13 protein-coding genes are annotated in these 16,095 nt (G+C 76.5%); 8 read left to right on the top strand and 5 right to left on the bottom strand.

Annotated elements, in window-relative coordinates:
- Positions 1 to 81: 81 nt before the first annotated feature.
- From ACFVXH_RS05695 to ACFVXH_RS05675, 5 genes are all read left to right on the top strand, one after another.
- On the top strand, positions 82 to 981 hold the full coding sequence (locus ACFVXH_RS05695; RefSeq protein WP_079272403.1) for an ABC transporter ATP-binding protein: 900 nt from the start codon (positions 82 to 84) through the stop codon (positions 979 to 981).
- Positions 978 to 3,536 carry an FtsX-like permease family protein gene (locus ACFVXH_RS05690; protein WP_387820416.1) on the top strand — a complete coding sequence of 853 codons (2,559 nt, stop codon included), beginning with the start codon at positions 978 to 980 and terminating at the stop codon, positions 3,534 to 3,536. The genes ACFVXH_RS05695 and ACFVXH_RS05690 overlap by 4 nt, the downstream gene beginning before the upstream one ends.
- Positions 3,537 to 3,741: 205 nt before the next feature.
- Positions 3,742 to 4,215: a hypothetical protein gene (locus ACFVXH_RS05685; RefSeq protein ID WP_049658344.1), complete on the top strand. Its 474-nt coding sequence runs from the start codon at positions 3,742 to 3,744 to the stop codon at positions 4,213 to 4,215.
- On the top strand, positions 4,212 to 5,816 hold the full coding sequence (locus tag ACFVXH_RS05680; protein WP_387820414.1) for a multicopper oxidase family protein: 1,605 nt from the start codon (positions 4,212 to 4,214) through the stop codon (positions 5,814 to 5,816). Before ACFVXH_RS05685 ends, ACFVXH_RS05680 begins: the two co-directional genes overlap by 4 nt.
- 114 nt (positions 5,817 to 5,930) lie before the next feature.
- The gene (locus ACFVXH_RS05675; protein WP_387820412.1) at positions 5,931 to 7,289 is read left to right on the top strand and encodes a DUF2252 domain-containing protein; all 1,359 of its coding nucleotides are present in this window, start codon (positions 5,931 to 5,933) and stop codon (positions 7,287 to 7,289) included.
- A 50-nt stretch (positions 7,290 to 7,339) separates the two neighbouring features.
- Here ACFVXH_RS05675 and ACFVXH_RS05670 read toward each other — a convergent pair whose 3' ends face one another.
- Positions 7,340 to 7,909 carry a TetR/AcrR family transcriptional regulator gene (locus tag ACFVXH_RS05670; RefSeq protein ID WP_375874527.1) on the bottom strand — a complete coding sequence of 190 codons (570 nt, stop codon included), beginning with the start codon at positions 7,907 to 7,909 and terminating at the stop codon, positions 7,340 to 7,342.
- A gap of 105 nt (positions 7,910 to 8,014) precedes the next feature.
- Between ACFVXH_RS05670 and ACFVXH_RS05665 the strand changes: the two genes are divergently transcribed.
- Positions 8,015 to 8,992: an NADP-dependent oxidoreductase gene (locus tag ACFVXH_RS05665; RefSeq protein WP_387820410.1), complete on the top strand. Its 978-nt coding sequence runs from the start codon at positions 8,015 to 8,017 to the stop codon at positions 8,990 to 8,992.
- A gap of 335 nt (positions 8,993 to 9,327) precedes the next feature.
- On the opposite strand, the gene ACFVXH_RS05660 is transcribed toward ACFVXH_RS05665, so the two are convergent.
- Positions 9,328 to 10,488, bottom strand: a complete 1,161-nt coding sequence (locus tag ACFVXH_RS05660) for a Cmx/CmrA family chloramphenicol efflux MFS transporter (RefSeq protein WP_387820408.1) — start codon at positions 10,486 to 10,488, stop codon at positions 9,328 to 9,330.
- A 329-nt stretch (positions 10,489 to 10,817) separates the two neighbouring features.
- Complete coding sequence (locus tag ACFVXH_RS05655; protein WP_049658618.1) at positions 10,818 to 11,585, bottom strand: hypothetical protein; 768 nt, start codon at positions 11,583 to 11,585, stop codon at positions 10,818 to 10,820.
- Positions 11,586 to 11,819: 234 nt separating this feature from the next.
- Between ACFVXH_RS05655 and ACFVXH_RS05650 the strand changes: the two genes are divergently transcribed.
- Together ACFVXH_RS05650 and ACFVXH_RS05645 are read left to right on the top strand one after the other, a co-directional pair.
- Entirely contained in the window at positions 11,820 to 12,440 is a 621-nt protein-coding gene (locus tag ACFVXH_RS05650; RefSeq protein ID WP_387820406.1) for a hypothetical protein, read from the top strand.
- A 140-nt stretch (positions 12,441 to 12,580) separates the two neighbouring features.
- Positions 12,581 to 13,498, top strand: coding sequence for a DUF6891 domain-containing protein (locus ACFVXH_RS05645; protein WP_387820404.1), 918 nt, complete (start codon positions 12,581 to 12,583; stop codon positions 13,496 to 13,498).
- Positions 13,499 to 13,552: 54 nt separating this feature from the next.
- Here ACFVXH_RS05645 and ACFVXH_RS05640 read toward each other — a convergent pair whose 3' ends face one another.
- Together ACFVXH_RS05640 and ACFVXH_RS05635 are read right to left on the bottom strand one after the other, a co-directional pair.
- The gene (locus ACFVXH_RS05640; protein WP_198959428.1) at positions 13,553 to 14,461 is read right to left on the bottom strand and encodes a diacylglycerol kinase; all 909 of its coding nucleotides are present in this window, start codon (positions 14,459 to 14,461) and stop codon (positions 13,553 to 13,555) included.
- Positions 14,458 to 16,026: an FAD-binding oxidoreductase gene (locus ACFVXH_RS05635; RefSeq protein WP_387820402.1), complete on the bottom strand. Its 1,569-nt coding sequence runs from the start codon at positions 16,024 to 16,026 to the stop codon at positions 14,458 to 14,460. The genes ACFVXH_RS05640 and ACFVXH_RS05635 overlap by 4 nt, the downstream gene beginning before the upstream one ends.
- Between the last annotated feature and the right edge of the window lie 69 nt (positions 16,027 to 16,095).

Raw genomic sequence — 16,095 nt, 5'->3', positions numbered from 1 at the left:
CTGCATGGTTCGCGGAGCCCGTCGTCCCTAGGTTGGAGCACGTTGACGACGAGCGACGCAGAACCGAAGGAAGGCCCACCCATGGCACGCCGCCAAGACCGCCGCAGGACCGACGAGTTCGGGACGGATCAGTACGGCCCCGGCGGCCACGCTGCCGAGGGGTACGGCCCCGACGGATACGGCCGCGAGGGCTACGGCGCCGACGGTCACGGCGGGTACGCCCCGGCCCCGCAGGCGGCCCCCGCGATCGAGCTGCGCGGGGTGCGCCGCACCTACGGCCGCGGCGAGGCGACGGTGCACGCGCTGCGCGGGGTCGACCTGGCGCTCGCCCACGGCAGCTTCACCGCGGTGATGGGCCCGTCCGGCTCCGGCAAGTCCACCTTCCTCCAGTGCGCGGCGGGCCTGGACCGCCCGGACTCCGGGCAGGTCCGGCTCGGCGGCGAGGACATCACCGCGCTGAGCGAGAACCGGCTGACCAAGCTGCGCCGCAGCCGGATCGGCTTCGTCTTCCAGGCCTTCAACCTGCTGCCCTCGCTGACCGTCGAGCAGAACGTGCTGCTCCCGCAGCGCCTCGCCGGGGAGCGCCAGGACCGGGCCCGGGCACGGGAGCTGCTGGCCCGGGTGGGCCTGGGCGAGCACGCCAAGCGGCGGCCCGGCCAGCTCTCCGGCGGCCAGCAGCAGCGGGTGGCGATCGCCCGCGCGCTGATCACCCGCCCGGACGTGGTGTTCGCCGACGAGCCGACCGGCGCGCTGGACACCCGCACCGCGCACGAGGTGCTGGCCCTGCTGCGGCAGGCCGTGGACTCGCTCGGCGCGACGGTGGTGATGGTGACCCACGACCCGGTGGCGGCCTCCTTCGCCGACCGGGTGCTGTTCCTGGCCGGTGGCGCGATCGTCGACGACCTGCCGCACCCGAGCCCGCAGACCGTCGCGGACCGGATGGTCGCGCTGACCGCCCGCCCGGTGGGAGCCGCGGCATGACGAACGGACTCGCGCGCTCCTCGGTGCGCTTCCGGCCCGCGTCCTTCGCGGGCACCCTGGTCGCCCTGCTGCTGGGCGCCGCCGTGGTGGTGGCCTGCGGCGTGCTGCTGCAGACCGGTCTGACCGCGAGCCTCAAGCCGGCCCGGTACGCGGACACCCCGGTGGTGGTCGCGGCCGACCAGGCGGTGAAGATCCAGCGGAAGGTCGGCACGGACACCGAGACGACGGAGGAGGCCACCCCGGAGCGGGCCCGGACGGACGCCGCACTGGCCGGCCGACTGGCCGCGTTGCCCGGGGTCGCGGCGGCCCGCCCGGACACCGCCTTCCCGCTGCCCGCCTCCGGCCGGGCGCCGGCCCTGACCGGCCGGGGCTTCGCCGCGCTCGGCATCGCCGGGCCGGGCGACACCCTGGTCGAGGGCCGGGCCCCCGGCGCGAACGAGGTCGTGCTGGACGCCGACACGGCGCGCGCCGCCCACATCGCGCCCGGCGCGAACCTCACGCTCACCGCGCCCGGCGGCACCGCGGACTACCGGGTCTCCGGCCTGGCCGCCGCCCAACAGGCCGGCCCCACCGCCTGGTTCGCCGACGCCACCGCTGACCGCCTCTCCGGCCACCCCGGCCGGATCGACGCCATCGCCGTCCAGCCCCGCGCGGGCGTGACCACCGCCGCGCTCGCCGCCCAGGTCCGCCAGGCCGTCGGCGGCGACGCCGGTGCCGGAGCCGGTGCCGGAGCCGGTGCCGTCAAGGTCCTCACCGGGGACGACCGGGGCGCCGTCGAGCACCCCGACCTCGGCGGAGCCCGCACCCTGCTGATGGCCCTCGGCGGCAGCTTCGGCGGCTACGCCACCATGACCGCGGTCTTCGTGGTGATGAGCACCGTCGCCCTCGCCACCGGCCAGCGCGCCCGCGAGTTCGCCCTGCTCCGCGCCATCGGCGCCACCCCGCGCCAGATCCGCCGCACCATCGCCGCCGAGGCGATGCTGGTCGCGCCGCTCGCCGCGGCGCTCGGCATCCTGCCCGGAATCGCCCTCGCCCGCTGGTGGTTCGACCAGCTGGTCGAGCGCGGCGCCGTCCCCGCGGACGTCCGCCTGGACGTCGGCCCGCTGCCGATGCTCGCCGCCGTCCTCGCCTGCACCCTCGCCGCGCTGACCGCCGGGTTCCTGGCCGCCCGCCGGCCGTCCCGGATGCGGGCCGCCCAGGCGCTCGGCGAGGCCGCCGTCGAAGCGCCCCGCCCGGGCGCGGTGCGCACCGTCCTCGGACTGGTCTTCGCCGCCGGCGGCATCGCGGCCGCGGCCATCGCCACCTCCCTGGACGGCGCCAAGGCCGCCCAGACCGCGCTCGGCGTGGTGATGTGCTTCATGATGGCCGTCGCCCTGCTCGGCCCCTGGCTGGCCCGGGTCGCCGCCGCGGTGCTCGGCGCTCCGCTGCGGGCCGGCGGCGCGCCCGGCTCGCTGGCCGCCGACAACACCCGCGCCAACGCCCGCCGCCTGGCCTCCGCGATCACCCCGATCGTCCTGGTCACCGCCTTCTGCGGCACCTTGCTGATCATCCAGAGCACCGTGCGCCACACCAGCGGCGAGAACGTCCGGGCCGGCGTCACCGCCGACCACGTGGTCGGCGCCACCGGCCCCGGCCTGCCCGCCGGGACGGCCGAGCGGGCGGGCCGGGTGCCGGGCGTGGACACCGCCGTCGGCGTGCTGCGCACCGGCGTCGTCTACCGGAACGGCGACCAGCTGAGCTCCGCCCCCGTGCTCGGCGTCGACGGCGACCCGGCCCGGCTGCCGAAGGTGCTCGACCTGGGCGTGCGCAGCGGTGCGCTCGCCGACCTCGGCCGCGCCCCCGACACCGTGGCGCTGAGCTCCACCCTGGCCGAGGCGTTCGGCGCCGAGGTCGGCGACCGGGTCCCGCTCTGGCTCGGCGACGGCACCGCCGTCCGGCCCGCCGTGGTCGCGGTGTACGACCGCGGGCTCGGCGTCGGCCAGGCGCTGCTGCCCCGGGCCGCGGTGGCCGCGCACGTCACCGCCGGGTACGACAGCCAGGTGCTGGTCGCCGACGCGCCGGGCGCCGACCGGGCGGCGGTGGCCGCCGGGCTGGGCGGGCTGGCCGGGGCCGCGGTGACCGACCGGGCCGGGTTCGTCGCCCAGTCCGACAAGGCGATGGAGGTCAACGGCTGGGCCAACACCGTGATGGCCGCCGTGCTCGGCGGGTTCGCCGCCGTCAGCGCCGCCAACACCCTGGTGATGACGGTGCTGGACCGGCGCCGCGAGGTCGCGCTGCTGCGGCTGGCCGGCACCACCCGGCGCCAGGTGCGCGGCATGATGCGCTGGGAGGCGCTGCTGGTGGCCTCGACCGGGCTGGCGGTCGGCGCGGTGATCGCCGCGGTCACCCTGGTGCCGGTCGCCCGGGGCGTGGCCAACTCCGCCCCGTACGTCCCGCCGATGCTGGCCCTGCCGCTGGCCGCCGGAGCCGTGCTGCTCTGCCTCGCGGCGACCGGGGTGCCGGTCCGGGCGCTGCTGCGGACCCGGCCGGCGGGGCTGGGCGCGGCGCGCCAGTAGCGGGCCCGCGGGAGGCGAGGAAGGGGGTGCTCTTGAGGACGACTCAAGGGCACCCCCTTCCTTCGGGTGAGAACGACGGCCCCGAGCGGGCGGTCATGGGGACCACATGACGGTCCGATGACCTTTTCAAGAGCTGATCGTGACGTCGCATCAGTTACGCTCGCGCCCGCCCCGCCAGACCGTCGACGCAGAGAGTAGCCCGACCATGAGCAGTCCTCCTGCCGCCCCCGCGCCCCGCTGGCCGCTGATCCTGCTGCGTACCTCCACCACCCTGCTCGCCCTGCTGGCACTGCTCCAGGTCATGCTGGCCGGCAGCTTCCTGAACGGCACCTACGACTCCCTGAAGGACCACGAGGGCAACGCGATGATGCTGGCCACCGTGGTGGTGCTCCAGCTCGCGGTGGCCGTCGCCGTCCGGTGGCCCGGACGGGGCCCGCTCTGGCCGCTGTGGACCACCGCCCTGCTCACCGTCGCCGTCATCGGCCAGATCACCGCCGGCTACGCCCGGGCGCTCGGCGTGCACGTCACGCTCGGCGTGCTGCTGGTCAGCGGCGTGCTGTTCGGCCTGGTCGGCGCCTGGCGGCTGCCGCTGCCGGCCCGGGAGGCGCGGGTCGTCGGCGGTCCGGACGGCACCGGGCGGCTGCCGCGCCCCGGCGGACCGGTCGAGGTGGTCAAGTGAACCGGCGCCGGTTCCTGCGCGTCGGCGCCTCCGTGCTCGGCGCGGGCGCCCTGGTCTCCGTGGCCGGCCCCTCCGTCGCCCGGCTGCTCGCCGAGGGCCGCCCCGGGCAGCTGCTGAGCAGCGAACTCGACCTGCCGGAGGCCTTCCGGGCCGCGCTGCCGGTGCCGACCGTGCTGCAACCGGTGCGCACCGACGCGACCGCCGACCACTACGAGATCACCCAGCAGGTCGCCCGGCTGGAGATCCTGCCCGGGGTGCGGACCGAGGCCTGGACGTACGGCGGCGGCTTCCCCGGGCCGACCGTGGTCACCCGCTCCGGGCGGACAGCGGTGGTCAAGCACCGCAACGAGCTGCCGGTGCCCTCGGTGACCCACCTGCACGGCGGGCACACCCCGGCGGACAGCGACGGCTACCCGGTGGACCTGCTGCTGCCGGTGGGGTCCTCGCCGGACGCCGCCCAGCAGGCGGGCGGCATGGCCGGGATGGCCGGCATGGCGGGGATGGCCGGGATGGCCGGGGCGGACCACGCCGCCGCCCGCACCGCCGTCGGCGAGCGCAGCTACACCTATCCGGGCAAGCAGCGCGCCGCCACCCTCTGGTACCACGACCACCGGATGGGCTTCACCGGCCCCGGCGTCTGGCGCGGACTGGCCGGCTTCCACCTCGTGCACGACGACGAGGAGGACGCGCTGCCGCTGCCGCGCGGCGAGCGGGACCTGCCGCTGATGATCACCGACCGCTCCTTCGCCGCCGACGGCTCCTTCCGCTACCCCGCCGTCGACCCCAAGCTCGCCGAGCCGGGTGTCACCGACGCCTACGCCAACGGCGTGCTCGGCGACGTCATCCTGGTCAACGGCGCGCCGTGGCCCCGGCTGGACGTCGACCGGGTCCGCTACCGGCTGCGGCTGCTCAACGCCTCCAACGCCCGGCTCTACCGGCTCGAACTCGACCCGCAGCCGCCCGGCGGCGACGCCCTGGTCCAGATCGGCTCCGACGGCGGCCTGCTCGCCGCCCCGGTCCGCCACGACGGCATCGAGATTGCGCCCGCCGAACGCTTCGACGTCGTGGTCGACTTCTCCCGCTACCAGCCCGGCACCCAGGTCCGGCTGGTCAACCGCTTCGGCAGCGGCCGGACGGCCGAGGTGATGCGCTTCGACGTCACCGCGAAGCAGCCGGCCGACGACGCGACGGTGCCCGACCGGCTCGCCGCCGTCGAGGCCCTGGACGCCGCCGCCGCCGTCGCCACCCGCGACTTCACCTTCCGGCGCAGCCGCGGCGACGGCTGGACCATCAACGGCCGCCCGTACAAGCCGGGGGAGTCCATCGCCACGCCCGCCCTCGGCACGGTCGAGCTCTGGCGCTTCTCCACCGACCTGCACCACCCGGTGCACGTCCACCTCGACCACTTCCAGGTGATCGGCCGCAACGGCGCCGACCCGGGCCCGTACGACGCGGGATGGAAGGACACCGTGGACCTGCGCCCGGCCGAGGCGGTGGAGGTGCTGGTGCGCTTCACCGACTACGCGGGGGCGTACATGCTGCACTGCCACAACCTGGAGCACGAGGACATGGCGATGATGGCGGACTTCACGGTGCGCTGAGCCGCCGGGGTTCACCCGGACGGCCGACCGCCGGAGGGCGCGCGCTGCGCCCTCCGGCACCCGTGTCCTAGCCTCGCGGGGAGGAGGGGACCCGCCGACGCCCGGAGCCGCGCCATGACCACCCCCGCCGAACGCCGCCGGCGCGGCCGGGCCGCCCGGGAGCGGGTCTCCCGCTCCGCCCACGGCCGGTGGATCCCCGCCGCCGACCGGCCCGACCCGCTCGGCGTGCTGGAACGGCAGGGCGCGGACCGGGTCGCCCGGCTGCTGCCGATCCGCCACGGGCGGATGGCGGAGAGCCCGTTCGCCTACCTGCGCGGCGCCGCCGCCGTCCTGGCCGCCGACCTCGGCGCCCTCCCCGACACCGGACTCACCGTCCAACTCTGCGGCGACGCCCACCTGTTGAACTTCGGCCTGTACGCCTCGCCGGAGCGCGCGCTGCTCTTCGACGTCAACGACTTCGACGAGACCTTCCCCGGCCCCTTCGAGTGGGACGTCAAACGGCTCGCCGCCAGCGTCGCCGTCGCCGCCCGCGACAACGGCCAGGACGATCGGCGGGCGCGCCGGGCCGCGCTCGCCGCCGCCCAGGGGTACGCGACCGCGATGCGGCGGCTGGCGGGCCGGGGCGAACTCGACGTCTGGTACGCCCGGGTGGACACCGCGCAGCTGCTGCCGCTGCTCGCCAAGCCCCGGCAGCGCAGGCGGGCCGAGGCCGAGTTCGCGCGCGCCCGGCGCCGCACCAGCCTCCAGGCCTTCGGCAAGCTCACCGAGGAACGCGACGGGCGGCGCCGGATCATCAGCGCGCCGCCGCTGATCGAACCACTGAGGAAGTCCGAACTGCGCGGCGTCGGCAAGGTGTTCAGCGACTACCGGGCCACCCTCGCGGAGGACCGCCGGGTGCTGCTGGACCGCTACCGGTTCGTCGAGGCGGCCACCAAGGTAGTCGGGGTGGGCAGCGTCGGCACCCGTTGCTACATCGTGCTGCTGGAGGGCGGGAACGGGCACGACCCGCTGTTCCTCCAGCTCAAGGAGGCCGGCCGGTCGGTGCTGGAGGACCACCTGCCGCCGCTGCGGGCGGACGCCGAGGTGCTCGCCCACCACGGCGGCCGCCGGGTCGTCACCGGCCAGCACCTGATGCAGGCCGCCAGCGACATCTTCCTCGGCTGGACCACCGGCCCCGCCGGGCGCCACTTCTACGGCCGCCAACTGCGCGACATGAAGGGCTCGGCGGACATCGCCGACTTCCGGCCCTCCGGCCTGCGCGCCTACGCCGACCTCTGCGGCCGCACCCTCGCCCGCGCCCACGCCCGCACCGGCGACCGCCTCGCCATCGCCGGCTACCTCGGCAGCGCCGACACCTTCGCCGAGGCGGTCGCCGACTTCGCGCTGCGCTACGCCGACCGGACGGCGGCCGACCACGGCGAGCTGGTCGCGGCGATCGCCGACGGGCGGGTGGCGGCGACCCCGGGGGTGTGAACCGGGGCCGGGGGACGGCGAGTTCGGCGCGGCCTTCGGCGCCGGTGGGGTCAGCGGGGCCGCAGGCCGTCCATGACCAGCCCGAAGAGGTGGTCGCGGCGCTCGGCGAGGGTAGGCCCCTGGTCGGCGGTCCAGCTCAGGGCGTTGACGAGGACGAAGACGTCGAGCGCCGTGACGTCCGGGCGGATCAGTCCCTCCTGCTGGGCGGCGGCGAGCAGCCGCCCGCCCGCCTGGCGCATCCGCAGGCAGCTCGCGTGCAGGGCGGACTCCGGGTCCTGCAGGGTGGCCATCAGGGTGGCGGGCAGGCCCCGGTAGGCGGCGGCGTCGAGGAACTCGTGGAGCCAGGTGGTCAGGGCGGGGCCGGCCGGTTCGGCGGCGGCGAGGGTGTCGGCGCGGGCGGTGAGGAGTTCGAAGCGCCGGCCGAGCAGGGCCGCCAGCAGGTCCTCGCGGGTGGGGAAGTGCCGGTAGAGCGTGCCGAGGCCGACCCCGGCGCGGCGGGCGACGTCCCGCAGGGAGGCCTGGGTGCCCTCGTCGGCCATCAGGGCGGCCGCCTCGGCCAGGATCCGGTCGCGGTTGCGCTGGGCGTCGGCGCGGGGCGCCGTCTGCGGTTCAAGGGGCATGGGGTTCCTCGCCGTTGACAACTGGAGCACTGCTCCGGTTAGCTTTCCGGAGCGGCGCTCCGGATTCTAGTCGGAGCCCGTCCGTCCTGCGTTGGGGGAGAGCACATGGCCACGGAGAACACGATGAAAGCCGTCCGGCTGCACGCCTACGGCGGACCCGAGGTGCTGCGGTACGAGGAGGTGCCGAGGCCCGTCCCGGGGACCGGAGAAGTGCTGGTCCGCGTCCACGCGGTGGGCGTCAACCCGCCCGACTGGTACATCCGGAGCGGCTTCACCACCATCCCGGCCGAACGGCGGCCCGACTGGCCGCTGCCGCTGACCCTCGGCACCGACGTCTCCGGCGTGGTCGCGGAACTCGGCGGCCCCGACACCGGCTGGAACGTCGGCGACGAGGTCTTCGGACTCCTCGGCTTCCCCGGCCGCCCGTCCGGCTACGCCGAGTACGTCGTCGCGTCGGCCGCCGACCTGGCGCGCAAACCGGCCGCCCTCGGGCACGTCGAGGCCGCCGCCGTCCCGATGGCCGGGCTGACCGCCTTCCAGTTCCTGTACAAGCGCCTCGGCTACGCCGGGGGCGGATCGGCCGTGGTGGTCGGCGCGGCCGGCGGGATCGGACACCTCGCGGTCCAACTCCTGCGCCTGGCCGGGGCGGAGGAGGTCGTCGCGGTCGCCTCCGGGCGGCACGAGGAGTTCCTGCGCGGCCTCGGCGCCGACCGTTTCGTGGACTACACCCGCACCCCGGCCGCCGAGGCCGTCCAGGGCGCCGACCTGCTGGTCGACACCGTCGGCGGCCCCGAGGCCCACCGCCTGCTGGGCGCCCTGCGGCGCGGTGGCCGACTGGTGTCCTGCTTCCTCGGCGAGTACCGGCCCGAGCGGGCCGCGGAACTCGGGGTGGCCCTGAACGAGGGCCTGTGGCAGGTCCGTTCCAGCGGCGGCGACCTCGCCGAACTCGCCCTGCTGCTGGCGGACGGCCGGGTCCGGGTGGCCGTGGACGGCGTCTACCCGCTGCGGGAGGCCGCCGCCGCGCACCGCCGGGCGGAGCGGGGGCACATCCAGGGCAAGCTCGTGCTGCGGGTGGTCGGGTAGCGGGGAGGGGGCGTGCCGGGGCCGTACGGGGGTCGGTCCCGGCAGGCAGTCACCCTGCGTCGGGCTGCGGCGCGGGTCGTCGCGGGTGGGGGAGTCCGATGTCAGGGCCGGTCCCCGGCGGGCGTCACGGGGCCACCGGCCGCCGTGGGCGGCGGAGATGCACCGTCGGGGCCGGTCTCCTGGGTGCCGGGCCCGGCCCCGCCGCCCGGGCGATCGACAGGCGCCGGCCGGCGTGCACGCCCGGGTGCCGGTCGACACGCCGGACCAGGAGCGGCCCACCGCGCCGCGGGCGGCGGCCGGCTTCCGCCGCCGCCCGCAATCGGCTCCGGCAGCGCTCAGCCGAGCCGCGGCCGCACCGCCGCGACCAGCAGTGCGGCGGCGACCAGCAGGCCGCCCGCGTAGAACGGGCCGAGGTCACCGGCCGCTGTGCCGAGGGAGGCGGCGGCCAGCAGCGGGCCGGCCGTGGCGCCGAGGTTGAGGGCGGCGGTCGCGTAGGCGCCGGCCAGCGCGGGGGCGCCGGCCGCCTCGTACAGCACCCGGGTGATCAGCGTGCCGCCGACCGCGAAGGACAGCCCGCCCAGCAGGAACACCAGCGGCAGCAGCGCGCCCGGCGCGTCCGCCAGGACGGCCAGGGCGGGCCAGCCCGCCAGCAGCAGCGGGCCGCCGACGGCGAGGACCAGGCCGGGGCGCCGGTCCGCGAGCCGCCCGGCGACGGTGACCCCGGCGAACGACCCGGCCCCGAACAGCACCAGCGCGACCGGCACCCACAGGTCGCCCAGCCCGGCCGGGCCGGTCACCACGGGGGAGAGGAAGGTGAAGCCGCCGAAGGTCGCCGCGTTCACCAGCGCGGCGAGCAGCATCGCGCGGAGCAGCGGGGGGCGGCGCAGCTCGCCGAGCTCCGCGCGCAGGGCCGGGGCCGGGTCCGTGGCCGCGGCCCGGTCGGTCGACGGGGCAACGGGCGGAAGGCCCTTGGCGATGCCGACGGCGGCCGGAAGGCAGAGCAGCGCGACGGCCCAGAACGCGGCGCGCCACCCGAACAGCGCGCCCAGCACCGCCCCGCCCGGGACGCCGGCGACCGTCGCCACCGTCGTCCCCGACAGCAGCACGGCGAGCGCCCGCCCCTTGCGGTCCGCCGGGACGAGCGCGGCGGCGGTGGTCAGCGCCACCGCCAGGAACCCGGCGTTGGCGAGCGCGGCGACCACCCGGGTGGCCACCAGTACCGGGAAGCTCGTCGTCACCGCCCCGACGGCGTGCGCGGCCGCGAACACCAGGACGAACCCGAGCAGGCTGCCGCGCCCCGACCGGCCGCGGGCGAGCCCGGCCATCAGCGGTGCGCCGACCGCCATGCCGACCGCGAAGGCCGAGGTCAGCCCGCCGGCCGTACCGACGGTGACGCCGAGATCGGCGGCGAGTCCGGGCAGCAGCCCGGCGAGCATGAACTCCGAGGTGCCCATGGCGAACACGGCCAGGGCGAGCAGATAGAGCGGAAGGGGCATCGAGAGGCTCCGAAGCGGGGCGGTGGGAACGAGGAGGACGGACGTCTCGTCACCGCACGCTCAACCCCCGGGCGGCGCAGGCGTGGCGCTCGCTCGGACCTCGGTGGTTCAGGATCTCCGGGGTTTCAGGGGGCTGACGGCGCGTGACCGAAAGCCCCCACCCTGGATGCCTCAGGGCTCGACATGCCCGGCACGCTACCCGACCCCCTGCCGCCGGGTCACCCGGTTTTCCCGGTGGCCGGGCCGGGAGCCACCGGCCGGCGCACCGCGAATCGAGGAGGGACCGTGCCCTCCTCGATCGCGGCGGCCGGCCGGCACTGGCCTACCGCCTACCGTCCACCGGGACCGGCCTGCGGCTGGCGCAGGTGCCGGGCGAAGAACCCGGCCGCGTCCTCGCCCGCGAACCGCGGGACGCCCGTGTGCCCGCCCATGTTGGCGTGCAGCGTCTTCTCCCGGGAGCCGAAGGCGTCGAACAGGTCCAGGGACGCCTGCCGGTCGTTGCCCTCGTCGTCCCACTGCAGCAGGACGTGCAGCGGAATGGTGACCCGGCGGGCCTCCTCGAACACGGCGCGGGGAACGAGGCTCCCGGCGAAGAGGCCGGCGGCCACGATGCGCGGCTCGACCACCGCCAGCCGGACGCCGATGGAGATGACTCCCCCCGAGTACCCGACCGGGCCGCCGATCCCGGGCAGGGCGAGGAGGGCGTCCAGGGCGGCCTGCCATTCCGGGACGGACTTGTCGACGAGCGGGAGGACGAGGGCGTCGACGATCTCCTCGCCGACCGGCTCGCCGGCCTCCATGGCCCGGCGCAGGTCGGCGCGGGCCTGCTCGAGGGCGGCCCAGCGGGGCCGGTCCCCGCTGCCGGGGAGCTCGATGGTGGCCGCGGCGAAGCCGTCCGCCGCGCAGCGTCGGGCCCGGGCGACCAGCCGGGGGTGCATCCTGCGCAGTCCGAGCGGGGGGTGGCCGAGCAGGACCAGCGGGACCGGCTCGGACGGGGAGGCGGATGCGGGCGTCCACAGGATGCCGGGGATCTCGCCGAGGGTGAACCCACGCTCGAGGACGCCGCCGTCGAGGTGCTGTTCGGAAGTGAAACGCATGGTCGTGCCTTTCGGGAGTGCACTGGAACGGCGCTCCCGGACGACGACCTATCGCCCGACCGTGACCCCGGAGGAGAGCACCCATGTCGAAACGTTCACGGGTACCACCTCCTCGTTCTCTCGCACGGCCTCCAGGAGGCTAGCAGACCGGCGGTACCGGGGCACCGGAGAACCTCTCGGCCGGGCCGGGGCGGGCAGCGCCCCAGGATGCCCGGAAACCGAGGAGGGGGTTCGATGGCGAACCGTGGGAGAGCCGGCGGCATCGTGGCCGCCACCGCGCTGCTGCTGCCGCCGGCGCTGTGGGCGGTGGGGCGGATGGAGTCCGGCAACGGCGGGCGGGCGGTGGCGGCCGACGTCCTGAACCGGCCGTGGGCGATGCTCGGCCTGGCCGCCGTCCTGCTGCTGGCCGCGGTCGTGGTCCGCGGCCGGTGGGACGTCGTCGGCGGGCTGGCGTCGGCGTTCGCGGTGTTCGGGCTGCTGCTGTCGGGTGGCGGCCACGTCCTGCAGATGTTCGGACCGAAGGTCCAGGGGGTGAGCCGCACCGCCTCCCCGGAGCGGGCGGACCACGTCCTGACGGTGGCCCACCACGACGATCCGGAGGGCTACAACGGGCGCTACTTCGTCCGGCTGGAGACCGGCACCGGCCTGGCGACCCGCCGTTGGGAGGTCCTCGCCCTCCACACGGGCGGCTTCCGGGGCCAGGGGGAGTTCGTCGCGGCGGAATGGGCCGGGTCCGGCCGGGTCCGGGTCACCACCGACGCCGGCTACCGCGTCTTCACCGTCGACCCGGGCTCCGGCGAACCGACCCTCACCGAGAGCGTCGGCGAGCTGAAGTCCCTCGTCCAGGGGGCCTGACGGGACGTTCGCCGGCGGCCGTGGCGCTGCTGGCCGGCCGGGTACGGGCGTGGCGGGCCTGAACCGCCGGATCTGTTGCGGGGATCGGCCGCCGGGGATCGGCCACGGGGATTGTCAGTGCCGTGTGCAACGGTGACGTCATGCTGGCGATTACGGTGCAGACGAACGAGACGCGGCACCTGAGGGTGTCCGCGGACGACCTCGCGGGGATGGTCCGGCGCATCGGTGCGCCGGACGACCGCTTCCTCGTCGTGGAGCGGATACCGGACCTGCCGGACGTGTACGTGCAGGTGTGGCACGCCGACGGCGAGGAGTACACGCTGGAGCACCGGGACGGCTCCGCCGAGCGGCACTTCGAGGTGCGGCTGGCCGGGCCCGAGCCGGTGGTCGCGGCGATGACGGGCTGGGCGCGCGGTGCGGCGGGCTGGGACGAGGGGCTGGACTGGCAGCCGCTCGACCTGGGCCCGGCGCCGGCGCCGGTGCCGCCGATCGACCTGGAGGCGGGCGAGCGGCGGGAGTTGGAGGACCGGCTGCGGCTGACGCTGGCCTGCGGCTACACCGACCGCGCCCGGCTCGCCGAGCAGGCCGAGGAGCACCTGGTCGCGGGCGACCGCCGCCCGCTCTCGCGCCCCCAGGCCGAGCAACTCGCCGACCGGCTCTGGCTGGAGCGGGTCGGCGAGCAGACCGGCTGGATCGGCGAGACGGATCCGGAGCGCCTGGCCCGGGCCTTCGCCGCCCTGGAGGCGGGCGGCATCACGGCCCGGGAGGACTTCGGCTGCTGCCGCTCCTGCGGCGACGCCGAGATCGCCGAGGCCGGCGAGGCCGACGCCCGCGGCTTCGTCTACTTCCACGCCCAGGGCACCGAATCCGCCGCCCTCGGCCACGGCCTGTCCCTGCGGTACGGCGGCTTCGACGGCTCCCCGGCGGCCACCGCCGCGGTCGGGAAGGAGGTGGTCGCCGCCCTGGCGGAGGCCGGTCTGCCAACGGTCTGGAACGGCGACCCGTCCCAGGCCGTCGAGATACGCCCGCTGCTGTGGCGCCGCCGCCTGGCGGGGTGAGACCGGCACCGCGGTCCGGCGGCACCCCGACGGCCGGACGGCGGCGTCAGCCCCTCACGGCACCAGCACCCGCAGGGCGTCCGGTACCACCGCGACGTCCACCGGGAGCGCGGCGATGAACTCGCCGTCGGCGTAGGCGGTGATGCCGGGGGACTCGATCCGCAGGGCTTCGGTGCGCAGCGTGGTGACCTCCGGGTAGGTGATGTGGGTGCCCTTGAAGAGCGTGGGGAAGAAGCGGGCGATGCGCAGCCGGGGCATGGCGTCGACGAGGGTGAGGTCGAGCAGTCCGTCGTCGGGCAGGGCGGCGGGGCACATCAGCATGCCGCCGCCGTAGCTGCGGGTGTTGCCGACGGCGGCCAGGGTGAGGTCGCGTTCGATGACGGTGCCGTCGGCGAGGGTGATGCGGAACGGCAGCGGGCGGAGGTTGGCGAACTCGGCGGCGATGGCGAGGTTGTAGCGCATCCGGCCGCGCGGCCAGCGCAGCCGGTTGGCGCGGTCGCTGACCAGGGAGTCGAAGCCGGTGGCGAGGACGGAGCCGTACCAGCGCACCGCGCCGTCCGGGCCGGTGATCCGGCCGAGGTCGACGCCGCGGGTGCGCCCGGCGGCGATGACGTCGGCGGCGGCCTCGGGGGCGCCGAGCGGCAGGCCGTACTCGCGGGCGTGGTCGTTGCCGGTGCCGGCCGGTATCACGCCGAGCGGGACGGGCGTGCCGGCCAGGGCCTGGAGGGCGAGGTTGATCATGCCGTCGCCGCCGACCACGGCCACCGCGTCCACGCCGTCGGCCGCCGCCTCGCGGGCGAGCCGGACGGCGTCCTCGGGGGAGCGCCCGGCCCGCGGTTCGACGTCGACGCCGAGGGCCCGCAGCCGGGCGGTGGCCCGGTGGGCGGCGGGCTCGGCGTGGCCGATGCCCGCCGCCGGGTTGGTGAGAACGGCGACCCTGCGGACGGTTCTCACGTCGTTCACGGGATCAGCTTGCCCGGGTTGAGGATGCCCGCCGGGTCGAGTTCGGCCTTGACGGCGCGCAGGATGCGCACGCCGAGGTCGCCGATCTCCTCGGTCATCCAGGGCCGGTGGTCGGCGCCGACGGCGTGGTGGTGGCTGATGGTGCCGCCGGCGCGGAGGATGGCGTCCCCGGCGGCGCGCTTGGCGGTACCCCAGCGGGTGAGCGGGTCCTCGCCGAGGGCGGCGACGACGGTGAAGTAGAGCGAGGCGCCGGTCGGGTAGACGTGCGAGACGTGGCAGAGCACCAGGGAGCCGGGCAGGGCGCCGGTGAGCGCCTCGGTGACGGCGGCCCGCAGGGCCGGCAGCCGGCTCCAGGAGGCCGCGGTCTCCAGGGTCTCGCACAGCGCGCCCGCGGCGAGCAGCGAGTCGCGCAGGTAGGGGGCGCTGAACCGGCCGTGCTCCCAGGCCCGGGCGGGGCCCTCGCCGAGCGAGGTGCCGCCGGCGGCGAGCAGGGCGTCGCGGGTGAGCTGCTGTCGGGCGGCGACCTGGGCGGCGCCGCCCTCGAAGACGGTGACGGCCAGGCAGCCGCTGACCGCCGGGGCGCCGCCGATCTGCTCGGTCATGGCCAGGTTGATCATGGTCTCGGCCTCGTCGGAGAGCCGGATCACGGTCGGGCCGGTGCCCTGCTGCTCGACGGCGCGCAGCGCGGCCGTGCCGGTGGCGAAGTCGGGGAAGCTCCACGCCTCGTACGCCTTGACGGCGGGCAGCGGGTGGACGCGCAGCCGGACGGCGGTGATCACGCCGAGGGTGCCCTCGGAGCCGAGGAAGAGCTGGCGCAGGTCGGGGCCGGCGGCGGAGGCGGGGGCGCGGCCGAGGTCGAGCACCCCGGCCGGGGTGACGACGCGCAGCCCGCGCACCATCTCGTCGAAGCGCCCGTACCCGGCGGAGTCCTGGCCGGAGGAGCGGGTGGCCGCGAAGCCGCCGATGGTGGCGTAGCGGAAGCTCTGCGGGTAGTGGCCGAGCTCCCAGCCGCGCTCGGCGAGCAGCTCCTCCGCGGCCGGGCCGGTGAGGCCGGCGCCGAGGACGGCCTCGCCGGAGGTCTCGTCCAGGTCGAGCAGCCGGTCGAAGCGGCGCAGGTCGAGGGAGACGACGGCGGCGAGGCCGCCGCGCTCGGGGTCGAGGCCGCCGACCACGCTGGTGCCGCCGCCGAACGGGACGACGGCGATGCGGCGTTCGGCGCACACCGCGAGGACGGCGGCGACCTCCTGCTCGCTGCCGGGCAGCACGACGGCGTCGGGGGCGTCCTGCGCCTCGCGGCTGCGGCGGCGCAGCAGGTCCGGGGTGGACTTGCCGCCGGCGCGCGGCAGCCGGTCGGCGTCGGCGGCGCTGACGTGCTCCTTGCCGACCGCGCCGGCCAGCGCGTCGAGGTCCTCGGCGGAGAGCCGGGACGGGTGCAGGACGACCTCGTCGGCGCTCGGCCCGGGGGCGGCGTCGCCGGTGACGCCGAGGGCGGCGGCGAGCAGTCCCTTGATGTCGGCGGACAGCTCCTTGGCCAGGGCCGGGTCGCCCCAGGCGTCCCACTTCATCGGGGGGAGCGGAAGTGCGGCGCCGGCCGGTCCCGCTTGCGTCTCAGGTGCCATGCGTTACAGTTTCAC

Origin of the sequence: Kitasatospora sp. NPDC058184 (assembly GCF_042883725.1) — a bacterium.
Classification (GTDB): domain Bacteria; phylum Actinomycetota; class Actinomycetes; order Streptomycetales; family Streptomycetaceae; genus Kitasatospora.
Note: the sequence above shows the minus strand (reverse complement) of the source record. Positions and strands in the feature narration are given on the sequence as shown.